Below are 240 nucleotides of genomic sequence, written 5' to 3' on the forward strand. Positions count from 1 at the left end.
GTATCCAGCGGTGTCGCCTGACTAATGCCATCAATACCTAAGCGTAGTGTGTTCATATCACCACCACTGGCGGTATGACCGCTAAAAATAACCTGGATGGCGTCGATAAAACCAGGGATGTTGACCGCAATTTCATGTGGCGGTAACCAGCTGGTCATCTGCACGGGGAAGGAGATCAGTAAGACCACATAACCAATCATTGCCGGATTAAACGGGTTTTGTCCCAGACCGCCATACAAC

The 240-nt window shown here is 49.6% G+C and carries 1 protein-coding gene; it reads right to left on the reverse strand.

Translation table 11 applies throughout. The features are described 5' to 3' along the window. Positions 1-240 (reverse strand): electron transport complex subunit RsxD (gene rnfD / locus HKX41_13215; GenBank protein ID NNC25094.1); only part of this gene is annotated, 240 nt, incomplete at both ends.

It is taken from the genome of Salifodinibacter halophilus, from assembly GCA_012999515.1.
In the GTDB taxonomy this organism is placed as follows: Bacteria; Pseudomonadota; Gammaproteobacteria; order Nevskiales; family Salinisphaeraceae; genus Salifodinibacter; species Salifodinibacter halophilus.